This is a genomic window from Streptomyces cyaneochromogenes (genome assembly GCF_003963535.1).
Taxonomy (GTDB): domain Bacteria; phylum Actinomycetota; class Actinomycetes; order Streptomycetales; family Streptomycetaceae; genus Streptomyces; species Streptomyces shaanxiensis.
Genome location: NZ_CP034539.1, coordinates 9,151,264 through 9,164,028, shown reverse-complemented (window position 1 = coordinate 9,164,028; position 12,765 = coordinate 9,151,264). Strand labels below are relative to the sequence as shown.

The window sequence follows — 12,765 nt, the reverse complement described above, 5'->3', positions numbered from 1 at the left end:
CCCCATCAGCCAGGTAGGGAAACTAGGAAACTGTGGGGTGGGTGGCCATGAGAACGCGCAACCACACAGACCTGCTGTCGCCCCTTCTGACTTCACGTCGCCACATCGACTTCGGCCGTACGGCCAGCGCGATCTGTCGGCTCGTCTGAGTCCGTCCGCGCAACCCGCACGTCCCCCACACCATTGCGCCCCCTGCCGCCCCACCGGGACGGCGGGCGAGTGGTGTGCCGGTGCGCACCAGCAGGCCTTCACACCTTCTTGCCGTACATCCCTGATCACCATTCTCCGAGAGGACACCTCCGTGTCTGCCGCAAGACCGCTCACCACCCTGCGCACCTTCGCCGTCGTCGCGGCGCTCCCCCTGCTGCTCACCGCCTGCGGTTACGGCTCCGAGTCCACCGACAGCGACAAGCAGACCGAGGTCGCGGCGGACGCCAAGAAGCTCTCCGTCGACGAGGTGAAGATCGGCTACTTCCCGAACCTCACACACGCCACCGCGCTGGTGGGCATCCAGGAGGGCCTGCTCCAGAAGGAGCTCGGCGGTACCACGATCAAGGCCTCGACGTTCAACGCCGGCCCGTCCGAGATCGAGGCGCTGAACTCCGAGTCCCTCGACATCGGCTGGATCGGCCCCTCCCCCGCCATCAACGGCTACACCAAGGCGGCGGGCAAGAACCTGCGCATCATCTCCGGTTCGGCCTCGGGCGGCGTCAAGCTCGTCGTCAACCCGGAGAAGATCAAGTCCCTGAAGGACGTCAAGGGCAAGAAGATCGCCACGCCGCAGCTCGGCAACACCCAGGACGTCGCCTTCCTCAACTGGGTCTCCGACCAGGGCTGGAAGGTCGACGCGGAGAGCGGCAAGGGCGATGTCTCGGTCGTCCGCACCGACAACAAGATCACCCCGGACGCCTACAAGTCCGGCTCGATCGACGGTGCCTGGGTGCCCGAGCCGACCGCGTCCAAGCTGGTCGCCGAGGGCGCGAAGGTGCTCCTCGACGAGGGCGACCTGTGGCCCGACAAGAAGTTCGTGATCACGAACATCATCGTCCGGCAGGACTTCCTCAAGGAGCACCCGGACGTCGTCGAGGCGGTGCTGCGCGGTTCGGTGAAGACCAACGAGTGGATCAACGCCAACCCGGACAAGGCCAAGGCCTCCGCCAACAAGGCCCTTGAGGAGCTCTCCGGCAAGGCCCTGCCCGCCGAGGTCCTCGACCCGGCCTGGAAGTCGATCGCCTTCCTGGACGACCCGCTGGCCGCCACCCTCGACACCGAGGCGGAGCACGCGGTCAAGGCCGGCCTGCTGGAGGAGCCCGACCTCGAGGGCATCTACGACCTCACCACGCTCAACAAGGTCCTCAAGGCCGAGGGCAAGGACGAGGTCGACGACGCCGGTCTCGGCGTCAAGTAGCGACCACCGCACCGGATGAGTTCCCAGGAGGTGACGACCATGGCCACCACGACGGCCACGACCGCGAAGGTCGCCGAGGACGCCACGGCGGTGCCGTATGCCGCCCGTATCGAGCACGTCTCGAAGTCCTTCCCCACGCCGGGCAGGACCGGCGGGCAACAGCTCGTGCTGGACGACATCACGCTCGATGTCGCACCCGGCGAGTTCGTCACCCTCCTGGGAGCATCGGGGTGCGGCAAGTCCACCCTGCTCAACCTGGTCGCGGGGCTCGACCGGCCGTCCGTCGGCTCGATCGGCACGGACGGCCGGCCGGCCCTGATGTTCCAGGAGCACGCGCTGTTCCCGTGGCTGACCGCGGGCAGGAACATCGAGCTCGCGCTGAAGCTGCGCGGGGTCGCCAAGGCGGAGCGGCGCCCGGAGGCGGAGCGGCTGCTGGACCTCGTGCGGCTGCAGGGCGCGTACGGCAAGCGGGTGCACGAGCTGTCGGGCGGTATGCGCCAGCGCGTCGCGCTCGCCCGGGCGCTGGCCCAGGACAGCCGGCTGCTGCTGATGGACGAGCCGTTCGCCGCGCTGGACGCGATCACGCGGGACGTGCTGCACGACGAACTGACCCGTATCTGGCGCGAGACGGGACTGTCGGTGCTGTTCGTGACGCACAACGTGCGCGAGGCCGTACGGCTGGCCCAGCGTGTCGTCCTGCTGTCCTCCCGTCCCGGCCGGATCGCCCGGGAGTGGACGGTCGACCTGCCGCATCCGCGGCGCATCGAGGACGCCGCCGTCGCCGAACTGTCCGTCGAGATCACCGAAGAACTGCGTGGGGAGATCCGCCGCCATGGCCAGCACTGACAACGGCGTCGACGTCAAGAAGCACAGCGCCGACGATCTGGCGGGGCTGGAGGCCGGGCTCGACGCCCTGGACTCGGTGGTCGTCAGCCGTACGCCGCTGCGCGAGACCCTGAACCGCAAGGTGCTGCCGCCCGTCACCGCCATCGTCCTGGTGCTGGTGGTCTGGCAGCTGCTGGTGTGGGCCCAGGTCGCCCCCGAGTACAAGCTGCCCGCGCCGGCCGACGTGTGGGCCGAGGTGAGCGATGCCTGGCTCAAGGGAACGCTCCTCGACTACATCTGGACCTCCGTCTCGCGCGGTCTGCTCGGCTTCCTGATCGCGCTCGCCATCGGTACGCCGCTCGGTCTGCTGGTCGCCCGGGTGAGGTTCGTCCGGGGCGCCATCGGCCCCATCCTGTCCGGGCTGCAGTCGCTGCCGTCGGTGGCGTGGGTGCCGCCCGCCGTGCTCTGGCTGGGCCTCAACGACTCGATGATGTACGCCGTGATCCTGCTCGGCGCGGTCCCGTCCATCGCCAACGGCCTCGTCGCGGGCATCGACCAGATCCCCCCGCTGTTCCTGCGCGCCGGACGCACCCTGGGCGCGACCGGGCTGCGTGAGGCCCGGTACATCGTGATGCCGGCCGCGCTGCCCGGCTATCTGGCGGGTCTGAAGCAGGGCTGGGCCTTCTCCTGGCGCTCCCTGATGGCCGCCGAGATCATCGCCACCTCGCCCGATCTGGGCGTCGGGCTGGGCCAGTTGCTGGAGCACGGGCGCACCAACAGCAGCATGTCGCAGGTGTTCCTGGCCATCTTCCTGATCCTGCTCGTCGGTATCGCCATCGACCTGCTGATCTTCAGCCCGCTGGAGCGGCGGGTACTGCGCAGCAGGGGGCTGCTGGTCACCCGCTGAAGGGCGCACGCGCGCGCCGCGTGCCCTGTCGTCACACACCCAGCGGGTCTGCCACTGTCGGCAGACCCGCTGTCGTTCGACACCCGTGGGGCGACCGGGTCCGCATCCGGGCCGAGGCTCACGAGCGCTGGGGCGGTTGGATCCACCCCAGCGACCGCTCGACGGCCCGCTTCCAGCACGAGTACTCCCACTCCCGCCGTCCGGGTTCCATGTCCGGCAGCCACTGTGCGGCCCGGTGCCAGTTGCGGCGCAGCACCTTCAGATCCGGCCAGTAGCCGGCCGCGAGTCCGGCGGCGTAGGCGGCGCCCAGCGACACCGTCTCGGCGACGAGGGGCCGTACGACGGGAACGTCGAGCACATCGGCCAGGATCTGCATGAGCAGGTGGTCGGATGTCATGCCTCCGTCCACCTTCAGCTGCTTGAGGGCGAGCGCGGAGTCGGCGTTCATGGCGTCGACGACCTCGCGGGTCTGCCAGCCGGTGGCCTCCAGGACGGCGCGGGCCAGGTGGCCCTTCGTGATGTACGAGGTGAGGCCGACGATGACGCCGCGGGCGTCGCTGCGCCAGTGGGGGGCGAACAGACCGGAGAAGGCGGGGACGATGTAGCAGCCGCCGTTGTCCTCGACGGTGCGCGCCAGCGTCTCGATCTCGGGGGCGCTGTGGATCAGGCCCAGCCGGTCCCGGAACCACTGCACCAGCGAGCCGGTGACGGCGATCGGGCCCTCCAGCGCGTAGACCGTGGGCTGGTCCGCGATCTTGTACGCGACCGTCGTGAGGAGCCCGTGCTCGGACCGCACGAGGTCGGTTCCGGTGTTCATCACCAGGAAGCTGCCGGTCCCGTAGGTGCACTTCGCCTCGCCCGGCGAGAAGCAGGTCTGTCCGAACAGGGCCGCCTGCTGGTCGCCGAGGGCCGCCGTGATGCGCACCCCGGGGAGCAGTGCGCGGGCCTCGCCGTAGCTCTCCGCCGAGGACCGGATCTCCGGCATCATCGGGCGGGGCACCCCGAAGAAGTCCATGAGCGCTTCGTCCCAGGTCAGCGTCCGGATGTCCATGAGCATGGTGCGGCTGGCGTTGGTGGCGTCGGTGATGTGCAGGCCGCCGTCCGTACCGCCGGTGAGGTTCCAGATCAGCCAGCTCTCGATGGTGCCGAACAGCACCTCCCCGTTCCGGGCGCGCCGCTCCAGCCCGTCGACGTTGTCGAACAGCCAGCGGATACGGGGCGCGGAGAAGTAGGTCGACGGAGGCAGGCGGCAGCGGTCGAGGAAGAACTCCTCGCCAGGGTCCCTGCGCAGCTCGTCGACGAGGGGGGCGGTGCGGGTGTCCTGCCAGACGATCGCCCGGCCCATCGGGACTCCGGTCCGCCGGTCCCAGAGCACCGTCGTCTCGCGCTGGTTCGCGATCCCTATGGCGGAGATCTGGCTCGCGTCGATACGGGCGTTGAGCAGTGCCTCCGGGACGACGCGCTGGAGGTTGCGCCAGATCTCGACGGCGTCATGCTCGACCCAGCCGGGCCGGGGGAAGTACTGCTGGTGCTCCCGCTGGGCGACGGACACCAGCCGCCCGCCGTGGTCGAACAGGATGCAGCGGGTGGAGGTGGTGCCCTGGTCGATGGACATCACATACCGTTCAACCATGATCGGCCCTGCCTTCCGATGTGTCACGCAGGTGCTGGGGCCTACCAGCGGGCCGCGCCCAGATCTCTGGAGATCGCGCGTGCCGCCTCCCGCAGCACGGTGATCAGGGCCGGTTGTGGTCGGCCTTTGGTGTCGCAGATCCGCTCGACCGCGCCGGACACCCCGATCGCGCCCACCACGAGTCCACCCTGTCCTCGGATCGGCGCGGCGATTCCGGCCTCGCCCATGCTCATCTCCTGCACCTCGGCGCCCCAGCCGAGATCCCGTATCTCGCCGAGCGCACGATTCAGCTCCTCCGGATGGACCAGGGTGTGCCGGGTGTACGCCTCCGGTTCGCCGTCCAGCAGCGGCTCGAGGGGCGTCGCCCCGAAAGCGAGGAGGACCTTGCCGAGCGAGGAGGCGTGCAGCGGCAGCAGGGCGCCGACGTCCAGGGTCTGCAGGGTGTCGTCGGGCCGGAAGACATGGTGGATGACGAGCACCCTGCCCTCCAGGGGCGTGCCCAGGCGGACGGCCTCCCCGCTACGGGCGGCCAGGGCGTCGGCCCAGTTGATGGACCGCGAACGCAGTTCGTTGACGTCGAGGTAACTCGTGCCGAGGTGCAGCAGAGCCGCCCCGAGCTGGTACTTTCCGGTCGCCGGATCCTGCTCCACGAAGTCCACGTGCTGCAGGGTGCGCAGGATTCCATGGGCGGTGCCCTTGGCGAGCCCCAGCGACGAGGCCACTTCTCCCAGCCCCAGCCGACGGGATCCGCCGGCGAGGAGGCGCAGGATCGCCGCGGCCCGCTCTATCGACTGGACTGGGCCGGCCATGAAGCGATGATAGTCCCGCTTTTTCCGATTTGGGACCCTCGTTCGGTAATGCCGACCGATGTTCGTTGACTGGCCGCTTGTCCCTCTTTAGGGTGCCATGATGCCCGGCTTGCGGGCCACCAGGACTGCCCCGAGGAGGAGGACACATGACAACTGCGCAGCTCGAGGCCGCGCAGCTCGAGGCCGCGCCGCGCGGGGAGGTCGAACACGTCTTCCCCATGCCGCCCACGCCGGGTGCCGTCTCGGGCGCGCGCCGACGCGTGCGCGAGGTTCTCGCCGACTGGAACCTGGCCGCGGACACCGCGGAGGACGTGCTGCTGGTGGTCTCGGAGCTCCTCACCAACGCGATCGTCCACGCCCTGCCGCCGGCGACACTGAGGCTCTCGCGACGCCAGGCGGACAGGTGCGGCGCCATACGCGTCGAAGTGACCGACATGGGGCCCACGACCCCCAGGTGTCCGGCGGCCTCGGCCATCGATCCGGACGAGCACGGCCGGGGCCTCGCCATCGTCCATGCGCTGGCGGCCCAGTGCGGCGTACACGCACACTCCGACGGGATCAGCCGGTGGGCGGAACTGCGGTTCGCCGGGAGCTGAGGCCGATCGCCTTCACAGGCCCGCACCTGCCCCGCGCACGATTCACTCCCGGCCGCCGCCGTCACCGCGGCCGTTCTCGCGGCCGTGCTGGCCGCCTGTTCCTCCAGCTCCGACACGTCCTCCGCCACCAAGTCGGAACACGACTCCGATGGCCTTGCCGTCAGCCATGTCCACGGTCTGGGCATCGACCCGGCCGACGGACGCCTGTACGTCGCCACCCACGAAGGCGTCATCGCCGTACCCCAGAAGGGCAAGGCGACGCACGTCGGCGACACGGCCGACTACATGGGCTTCACCGTCATCGGCCCGAAGTCCTTCCTCGGCAGCGGCCACCCCGCCGAGGGCAGTGACGACCACGGCAACCGCGGCCTGATCCAGTCCACCGACTCGGGCAAGACCTGGAAGACGCTGTCGTTGGGCGGCACCACCGATTTCCACTCCCTGAAGTACGCGCACGACACCGTCTACGGCTACGACAGCGCCCGCGGCGTTCTGCGTGTCAGCGCCGACCGCACCAGCTGGGACACCCGCGCCCGGTTGGCCGCCCTGGACATCGCGGTCAGCCCGAAGGACCCGGATCTCTTGCGGGCCACCACCGAGGACGGCGTCGCCACGAGCACCGACGGAGGCAGGAGGTTCGGCGCTGGTTCCGGGCAGGTGCCGGCCTTCCTGTCGTGGCCTGTGGCCGACGCACTCTACGGAGTCGACCTGGCGGGTGGCCTGCACCGCAGCAGTGACGGCGGTGCCACCTGGAAGAAGGTGGGCACCGTGCCGGGCGGACAGCCCCAGGCGCTGACCGCCCTCGACGGCGGGCATGTCCTGGCCGCCACTCAGCACGGCGTCTACGAATCCCTCGACGGCGGCAGGACGTTCACCGAGCGGCTTCCCGTCTTCTCGGGCGGCGGGCACTGAGCTGTCGCCCGCTTCAGTGGCTGTGCCCTGCCTCGCCGTGGTCTTCGGCGGCCGGGGAGGACGGTGTCGTCGCGGTCGGCTCCGGGGTCCGCGACGGCCCGTCGGCCGGGGCCTGCGTCGGGCCCGATTCGTGCTCGTGGCCATCGGCTTCACCCGGCTCCGCCGGGGCGGCGGGTTCATCGCCGTGGCTGTGGCCATGGCCGTCGCCGCCCGGCTGGGTGGCGATCTCCTGGGCGATGCCCTTCAGGCCCACGAAGGCGAGGGCTGCCGTCACTGCCACCAGGATTCCGGCGGGTCCGAGGATGCTGCGCCACCGGGCGGGCTGGTGGCGCAGCACGTAGGAGGCGAAGGAGAGCGCGAGGCCGAAGGGGATGAGCATGGCCGCGCGCTCGGGGAAGTCCTCGAAGTGCTGGAGCCCGCCGCTGAGCATGCCGATACCGAAGGACAAGGTGAGTGAGGCGGCCACCACGCCGCAGACCTTCCCTGCGCTGGGGCGGCTGCGGGTGAGGACGAACTCGTTCAGCACGGTGGCGCAGAGGAAGACCGCTGCGCCTACGACGGCGATGAAGGTGTAGCGGGTGGGGTCGAGCGGGTGGTGCACGATGGCGCCGCTGATCAGTCCCGCGCCGACGAAGGTGGCGGCGTAGCCCAGGTAGTCACCCAGGAGAGGGGTGCGTTTCGGAGCCCGGCGACGCCCCCGCCGCCCGCCGCTGCGGCTCGGCGGCGCCTGCTCGGAGTGCGGGGCGTCCTGCGCTGGCGGGCGGCGGTAGGGAGAGGTCGGGCTGGGAGCGTACGGCGGTGCCGATACCGGGCGGGGGTCGGCGAGAGGGTGCTGGGACACGGGAACGGTGACACCTTTCGGCACGGGCCGGCCGTGGCGGGTGCGCTCGCGCGGATGTCGGCGCATTCGGCTCACGGCGTCGGCCCGGAAGGACACGGACAGACACGGACGGGGAAGGCGGCCCGGGTACCCCGTCGGGAGCATCGGGCCGGGCTTCTGGCCGCGCGCGGGCAGGGGTGTGCCGCGGCGCGGGTCCGGTGTCTAGATCCGCAGGACTCCCAGCGCGTGGAGCGAGGTGTGCGCGTTTCGGCCGGGAGGCCCGTTCGCGGGCAGCGCCGGGGACGCGGTGGTCGCGTTCTCGGCCACGGACTGCGCCGGGGGGATCAGCCACGATCCTGCGGGGACGGAGGCCCAGCAGTCGGCGTCTGGGAGAGAGTCCGGGTCTGCGGCCGTGGCTACCGGTGTGGTGTCGGCGTCCGAGGCCGTGGTGATGGTGGCGCCCGGGGAGGTCCTGGTGTGCGTGTGCCCGGACGTCGTAAGGCCCTCGTGGGCGTCGGCGTGCGCGAGGGTATGGATGACACCGAGGCCGATGAAAAGCAGCCCGAGCAGCAGCAGGCGCCCCAAGAGGCTCCCAGCCGCTCCGGCTCTGATCGTCACGTGCCCCGCCTTCCCATCCGTACCCCTCGGCAGGGCGCTCGTCCTCGTGCCGGCCGGATCAGCGTACCGATCAGCCAACGGGAGTCGACCCCCGAACCCGGATCGGCGGTCGTCGTCCCTCAGCCCTCGCGCCGGCCGAGTTTGATGAGCAGGTTCTTCGCCTCCTCCGCGCATTCGGCCTCGGCGACGACGTCGTAACGGGCCGCGACGATCTGACTGCGTGAGGCGAAGTCGCGCCGGCCGCCTGTCAGGGCGTGCCCGGCGAAGCCGAAGAGAGCGCCGAACAGGGCACCGTAGAGCAGGCCGCTGAGCATCAGGACCACGACGTGGTGGTCGCCCGATCAGCGCCGCCGGCCGCGCCCTGCAGGAAGTCGCCCTCGGCCTCCTCGACGACCACGTACGCGGCTGCGTCACCGACGCAGCCCGCACCGATCCCGCCCAGGCCGAGGAGAAGTTCGCGGAGTTCAGCGACACTTTGCGCCGCGCATTGCGGCTGTAGCCCCGTGGCGGTGGGCGTCCGCGTCCCTCGCCACTCCAGGCGCCGGCTTACCCCCGCGGGGTATATTGACGGGCAACGGCCGTTTCAGTTCAGACACGGATGGAAGCCATGACGACAGCCGGTCACCGAGGAGGCGCCACTCAGGGCGCCGTGCTCCGGTGGACACGTGCTGCCGTCATCGCGCTGGTGGCGACGCTTGCCGTGCTCGTCCACCACGAAACTGCCGCCGCCATCAATCACGTGGCACCCGCCGAAGCTTCCGGGACGGGCGGCCTCGCGGGTATGCACCACACGGACGCACCGGCGATGCCCGTCCACACGGGCGGGCATGCCATGCCGCGCGCCGTCATCGACCCGACCGCGGCCCACGACGATGACGGGGCGTGCTCGGGCACCGTGATGCAGCACTGCTCCGCCGCCGGCGTGGACAGCGTGAAGCTCACGCCTCCCCACCAGCCCTCCACCGGCTCGGCTTCGGCCCTCCCGCCCGGAGCAGCCGTCGGCCGTGACGTCCCGGGCACCGCAGGCAGGGCCCCACCCGATCTTTCGGTCCTTTCTCGATTGCTGCTGTAGGCCGCGCCCCGGCTGCGCGCGCTCACGTGTGCGCTCAGCCGTGTCCGAACGCGGCCGAACAGAAGCGAGATCGAGAAGAGGACATCCCCGTGAACAGCATGAACCGCCGCTCCGTCCTGCTGGCCGGACTCGGCGTCGCGGGCGCGGGCGCGCTCGCCGCCTGCAGCAGCTCCAGCAGCACACCTGCCCTGATCAGCCCCTCCGGGCCGGCCGTCGCCGCCGCCGACAAGAAGCGCGCCAAGTCAGGCAGGACACACGAACTGCCCCTGACCGCTGCCCGGGCCATGGTCGACCTGGGCGCGGGCATCACGGCCGGCACCTGGGCCTTCAGCGGCCAACTGCCGGGCAAGGAAGTGCGCGTCTCGGCCGGCGACACGCTGGCCGCCACGCTGTCCAACCAGCTGCCGGACCGGGCCACCACCTCCATCCACTGGCACGGCATCGCCCTGCGCAACGACATGGACGGCGCGCCGCCGGCCACCCAGAGCGCCGTCCGGGCAGGACGCAACTTCACCTACCGGTTCACCGCGGACGCACCCGGCACCTACTTCTTCCACCCGCACGTCGGTGTCCAGCTCGACCGGGGCCTGTACGCACCTTTGATCGTGGAGGATCCCCGGGAGCCACTGTCGTACGACGAGGAGTGGGTGATCGTCCTCGACGACTGGCTCGACGGCGTCACCGGCACACCGGACGAAGCGTTCGCCGAGCTGAGGCAGGGCATGGGCGGAATGCACAGCGAGGAACATGACATGGGCGGGATGGACATGGGCGGCGGCACGGACACGCCGAGCAGCTCACCGTCCCCGTCCTCCGGCTCGGACATGTCGATGAGGTTCATGCTGATGGGCGCCCGGAGCCCGCTGCTCGGGGGCGACGCCGGCGACGTGAAGTACCCCCACCACCTCATCAACGGACGTGTTCCGGCCGACCCGGACGTCTTCCGCACCAAACCCGGCAAGCGCGTCCGGTTGCGCCTGATCAACGCCGGCGGCGACACCGCGTACCGCGTCGCCCTCGGCGGCCACCAGCTCACCCTCACCCACACCGACGGCTTCCCGATCCGGCACCAGCAGGTCGACACCGTGCTGATCGGCATGGGCGAGCGCTACGACGCCCTCGTCACCCTGGGCGACGGCGTCTTCCCGCTCGTCGCACTGGCGGAGGGCAAGAACGCCAGCGGTATGGCACTGATCCGCACCGGCTCGGGCGGGCCGCCAAAGCCCACCACGCGCCCCAAGGAGCTGGACGGAAAGATCACGACCGCTTCGCAGCTGCGCGCTGCGGACGACGTCCGGCTGGCCTCGAAGAAGGCGGATCAGGTCCACCGCATCGAGCTGACCGGCGGCATGATGGCCTACGACTGGGCCATCAACGGCAAGCGGTTCGACATGAACAACCCGACCGCGAACCCGATCACTGTCGAAGAAGGCCGGCGGGTGCGGCTGGACTTCGTCAACACCACCACCATGTGGCACCCGATGCACCTGCACGGCCACACCTACCAGCTCAGCAGCGGTGGCCCTCGCAAGGACACCGCGATCGTCCTGCCGAAGAGGACGCTGTCCGTGTTCTTCGACGCGGACAACCCGGGGCAGTGGATGCTGCACTGCCATAACGCCTACCACGGCGAGGCCGGAATGATGGCGTTGGTGGGCTACCAGGGCTGATCCCAACAGACCGTAGGCGCCCGGGTCCGATTCCCGGGCGCCCCGGCCGCGCCGGCCTGTATCCGAGCGGAAGTCCGCCCGCGCCCCGTCGATCAGCACGAATGCCACAGACGGCGCACGAACTCCCACGGGACAGGATCACCCTTGGAATATACCCCCCAGGGGTATATGTTTGGGGATCGTGAGCCCCACGCGGCGGTCACACTGAACGGGATTGGGGATTGGGGATGAAGGTCATGGATCACAGCACTCATCACACCGACGCCACGCACACCCCCATCGACCACGAGGGCCACGGCCACGCGGCACACCACGGCGCTCACCCGGGGGCGTCCTGGTCGACGGCGGCGAAGGCGACGCTGCACTGCCTGACCGGTTGCGCCATCGGCGAGATCCTCGGCATGGTCATCGGCACCGCACTGCTGTGGGGCAACGTCCCCACCATGGTGCTGGCGATCACGCTGGCGTTCCTGTTCGGCTACTCGTTCACGTTGTTCGCGGTCCTCCGGGCCGGCCTGGACCTCAAGTCCGCGATCAAGGTCGCGCTGGCCGCCGACACGGTCTCGATCGCCGTGATGGAGCTCGTCGACAACGCCATCATCGCGCTCACCCCGGGCGCGATGGACGCCCACCTGTCGGACGGGCTGTTCTGGTCGGCCCTGCTGGGCGGGTTCGGGGTCGCCTTCCTGATCACCACCCCGGTCAACAAGTGGATGATCGGCCGCGGCAAGGGCCACGCCGTCGTACACGCCCACCATTGAGACGCCGGACGGACCACGCGTGCTCGGGCGCCCTGTGAACAGAGGCGCCCGAGCGCGTTTGACTCAATGGGACGGGCTCATGCGCGTCGACATGCGCGGGCTGACTGATCGGGCTACACCGACTGCGACGGGCGCAGGCCGTCCACCGTGACGCGGACCAGCCTGCGCACCGCGGCCTCGGACGGCAACCCGCCGGCCGCCGAGAGAGCATGCAGGCAGTAGGCAGCGAGCTCATCCGGTGCGACGTCGGCGCGTACCTCGCCGGCCTCCACTCCCTCGGCCAGCAGGTCGGCGAGGAATCGGATCAGGTGCTGCTCCGCGTGAGCTACGTGTTGCCCTCGGTGCAGTACGGCACCGATCTCCGGGTCATGTCCGTGGCGACGCCGTTGGATACGGGCGTAGGCGTCGAGAACCGCCGTCAGGCGCTCGCCGGGACTGCCGGGGCAGTCGCGGACTGCGGCGAGTTCCTCGAGATGGCCTTCGATCTGGCACTCGTGCCAGGCCGCCAGGATCGATTCGACGTCCGGGAAGTACTTGTACAGCGTGGCCCGGCCGATCCCGGTCCTCTCCGCGATCCGGGACATCGTCACCCCCCGGAGCCCCTGCTCGGCCACCAGGGCCCCAGTCACGTCCAGGACCGTCTTCCGTACTGCCCGACGGTGCTCCTCGATCGTCTCGTTCCACAGCTTCGGCACGTCCGCAGTGTACGAGGCGACATCATTAATACACGATGA

General features: G+C 70.1%; 16 protein-coding genes. 10 read left to right on the top strand and 6 right to left on the bottom strand.

Translation table 11 applies throughout. The features are described 5' to 3' along the window. Window positions 1-47 precede the first annotated feature (47 nt). The 4 genes from EJ357_RS50870 (at window position 48) to EJ357_RS41395 (ending at window position 3,140) form a co-directional block, all read left to right on the top strand. Window positions 48-149: a putative leader peptide gene (locus EJ357_RS50870; protein WP_368858099.1), complete on the top strand. Its 102-nt coding sequence runs from the start codon at window positions 48-50 to the stop codon at window positions 147-149. A gap of 152 nt (window positions 150-301) precedes the next feature. Next, the gene (locus EJ357_RS41405; RefSeq protein WP_126397056.1) at window positions 302-1,408 is read left to right on the top strand and encodes an ABC transporter substrate-binding protein; all 1,107 of its coding nucleotides are present in this window, start codon (window positions 302-304) and stop codon (window positions 1,406-1,408) included. 15 nt (window positions 1,409-1,423) lie between these two features. Then, entirely contained in the window at window positions 1,424-2,254 is an 831-nt protein-coding gene (locus tag EJ357_RS41400; RefSeq protein WP_175647714.1) for an ABC transporter ATP-binding protein, read from the top strand. Then, entirely contained in the window at window positions 2,241-3,140 is a 900-nt protein-coding gene (locus EJ357_RS41395; RefSeq protein ID WP_126397052.1) for an ABC transporter permease, read from the top strand. Before EJ357_RS41400 ends, EJ357_RS41395 begins: the two co-directional genes overlap by 14 nt. A 118-nt stretch (window positions 3,141-3,258) precedes the next feature. On the opposite strand, the gene glpK is transcribed toward EJ357_RS41395, so the two are convergent. Next, the gene (gene glpK / locus EJ357_RS41390) at window positions 3,259-4,773 is read right to left on the bottom strand and encodes a glycerol kinase GlpK (RefSeq protein ID WP_126397050.1); all 1,515 of its coding nucleotides are present in this window, start codon (window positions 4,771-4,773) and stop codon (window positions 3,259-3,261) included. A 41-nt stretch (window positions 4,774-4,814) separates the two neighbouring features. Beyond that, window positions 4,815-5,582 (bottom strand): IclR family transcriptional regulator, encoded by a 768-nt coding sequence (locus tag EJ357_RS41385; RefSeq protein ID WP_126397048.1) that lies wholly within the window; start codon window positions 5,580-5,582, stop codon window positions 4,815-4,817. 146 nt (window positions 5,583-5,728) lie between these two features. On the opposite strand from EJ357_RS41385, the gene EJ357_RS41380 reads away from it, so the two are divergent. After that, on the top strand, window positions 5,729-6,178 hold the full coding sequence (locus EJ357_RS41380) for an ATP-binding protein (protein ID WP_126397046.1): 450 nt from the start codon (window positions 5,729-5,731) through the stop codon (window positions 6,176-6,178). Window positions 6,179-6,262: 84 nt separating this feature from the next. Continuing rightward, window positions 6,263-7,090, top strand: a complete 828-nt coding sequence (locus tag EJ357_RS41375) for a F510_1955 family glycosylhydrolase (protein WP_126397044.1) — start codon at window positions 6,263-6,265, stop codon at window positions 7,088-7,090. 13 nt (window positions 7,091-7,103) lie between these two features. Here the strand turns inward: EJ357_RS41375 and EJ357_RS41370 are convergent, their stop codons facing one another. From EJ357_RS41370 to EJ357_RS41360, 3 genes are all read right to left on the bottom strand, one after another. Next, window positions 7,104-7,931 carry a hypothetical protein gene (locus EJ357_RS41370; RefSeq protein WP_126397042.1) on the bottom strand — a complete coding sequence of 276 codons (828 nt, stop codon included), beginning with the start codon at window positions 7,929-7,931 and terminating at the stop codon, window positions 7,104-7,106. A gap of 201 nt (window positions 7,932-8,132) precedes the next feature. Then, window positions 8,133-8,528: a hypothetical protein gene (locus EJ357_RS41365; RefSeq protein WP_126397040.1), complete on the bottom strand. Its 396-nt coding sequence runs from the start codon at window positions 8,526-8,528 to the stop codon at window positions 8,133-8,135. A 119-nt stretch (window positions 8,529-8,647) separates the two neighbouring features. Beyond that, window positions 8,648-8,851 (bottom strand): hypothetical protein, encoded by a 204-nt coding sequence (locus EJ357_RS41360; protein WP_228472768.1) that lies wholly within the window; start codon window positions 8,849-8,851, stop codon window positions 8,648-8,650. A gap of 17 nt (window positions 8,852-8,868) precedes the next feature. On the opposite strand from EJ357_RS41360, the gene EJ357_RS41355 reads away from it, so the two are divergent. The 4 genes from EJ357_RS41355 (at window position 8,869) to EJ357_RS41340 (ending at window position 12,031) form a co-directional block, all read left to right on the top strand. Further along, window positions 8,869-9,027 carry a metal-sensing transcriptional repressor gene (locus EJ357_RS41355; RefSeq protein WP_126400730.1) on the top strand — a complete coding sequence of 53 codons (159 nt, stop codon included), beginning with the start codon at window positions 8,869-8,871 and terminating at the stop codon, window positions 9,025-9,027. A 240-nt stretch (window positions 9,028-9,267) separates the two neighbouring features. After that, the gene (locus tag EJ357_RS41350) at window positions 9,268-9,600 is read left to right on the top strand and encodes a DUF6153 family protein (RefSeq protein WP_126397038.1); all 333 of its coding nucleotides are present in this window, start codon (window positions 9,268-9,270) and stop codon (window positions 9,598-9,600) included. Window positions 9,601-9,689: 89 nt separating this feature from the next. Further along, the gene (locus EJ357_RS41345; RefSeq protein ID WP_126397036.1) at window positions 9,690-11,270 is read left to right on the top strand and encodes a multicopper oxidase family protein; all 1,581 of its coding nucleotides are present in this window, start codon (window positions 9,690-9,692) and stop codon (window positions 11,268-11,270) included. 236 nt (window positions 11,271-11,506) lie between these two features. Continuing rightward, the gene (locus tag EJ357_RS41340) at window positions 11,507-12,031 is read left to right on the top strand and encodes a DUF4396 domain-containing protein (protein WP_126397034.1); all 525 of its coding nucleotides are present in this window, start codon (window positions 11,507-11,509) and stop codon (window positions 12,029-12,031) included. Window positions 12,032-12,144: 113 nt separating this feature from the next. Here EJ357_RS41340 and EJ357_RS41335 read toward each other — a convergent pair whose 3' ends face one another. Then, a complete protein-coding gene (locus EJ357_RS41335; RefSeq protein ID WP_126397032.1) occupies window positions 12,145-12,726 on the bottom strand; it encodes a TetR/AcrR family transcriptional regulator in 582 nt (193 codons plus the stop codon). Window positions 12,727-12,765: the final 39 nt, after the last annotated feature.

What these genes read in the sequence shown, in the direction of transcription:
- EJ357_RS50870 (WP_368858099.1), top strand. Translation starts at nt 48, where the DNA reads ATGAGAACGCGCAACCACACAGACCTGCTGTCGCCCCTTCTGACTTCA.
- EJ357_RS41400 (WP_175647714.1), top strand. Translation starts at nt 1,424, where the DNA reads ATGAGTTCCCAGGAGGTGACGACCATGGCCACCACGACGGCCACGACC.
- EJ357_RS41395 (WP_126397052.1), top strand. Translation starts at nt 2,241, where the DNA reads ATGGCCAGCACTGACAACGGCGTCGACGTCAAGAAGCACAGCGCCGAC.
- glpK (WP_126397050.1), bottom strand. Translation starts at nt 4,773, where the DNA reads ATGGTTGAACGGTATGTGATGTCCATCGACCAGGGCACCACCTCCACC.
- EJ357_RS41385 (WP_126397048.1), bottom strand. Translation starts at nt 5,582, where the DNA reads ATGGCCGGCCCAGTCCAGTCGATAGAGCGGGCCGCGGCGATCCTGCGC.
- EJ357_RS41380 (WP_126397046.1), top strand. Translation starts at nt 5,729, where the DNA reads ATGACAACTGCGCAGCTCGAGGCCGCGCAGCTCGAGGCCGCGCCGCGC.
- EJ357_RS41340 (WP_126397034.1), top strand. Translation starts at nt 11,507, where the DNA reads ATGGATCACAGCACTCATCACACCGACGCCACGCACACCCCCATCGAC.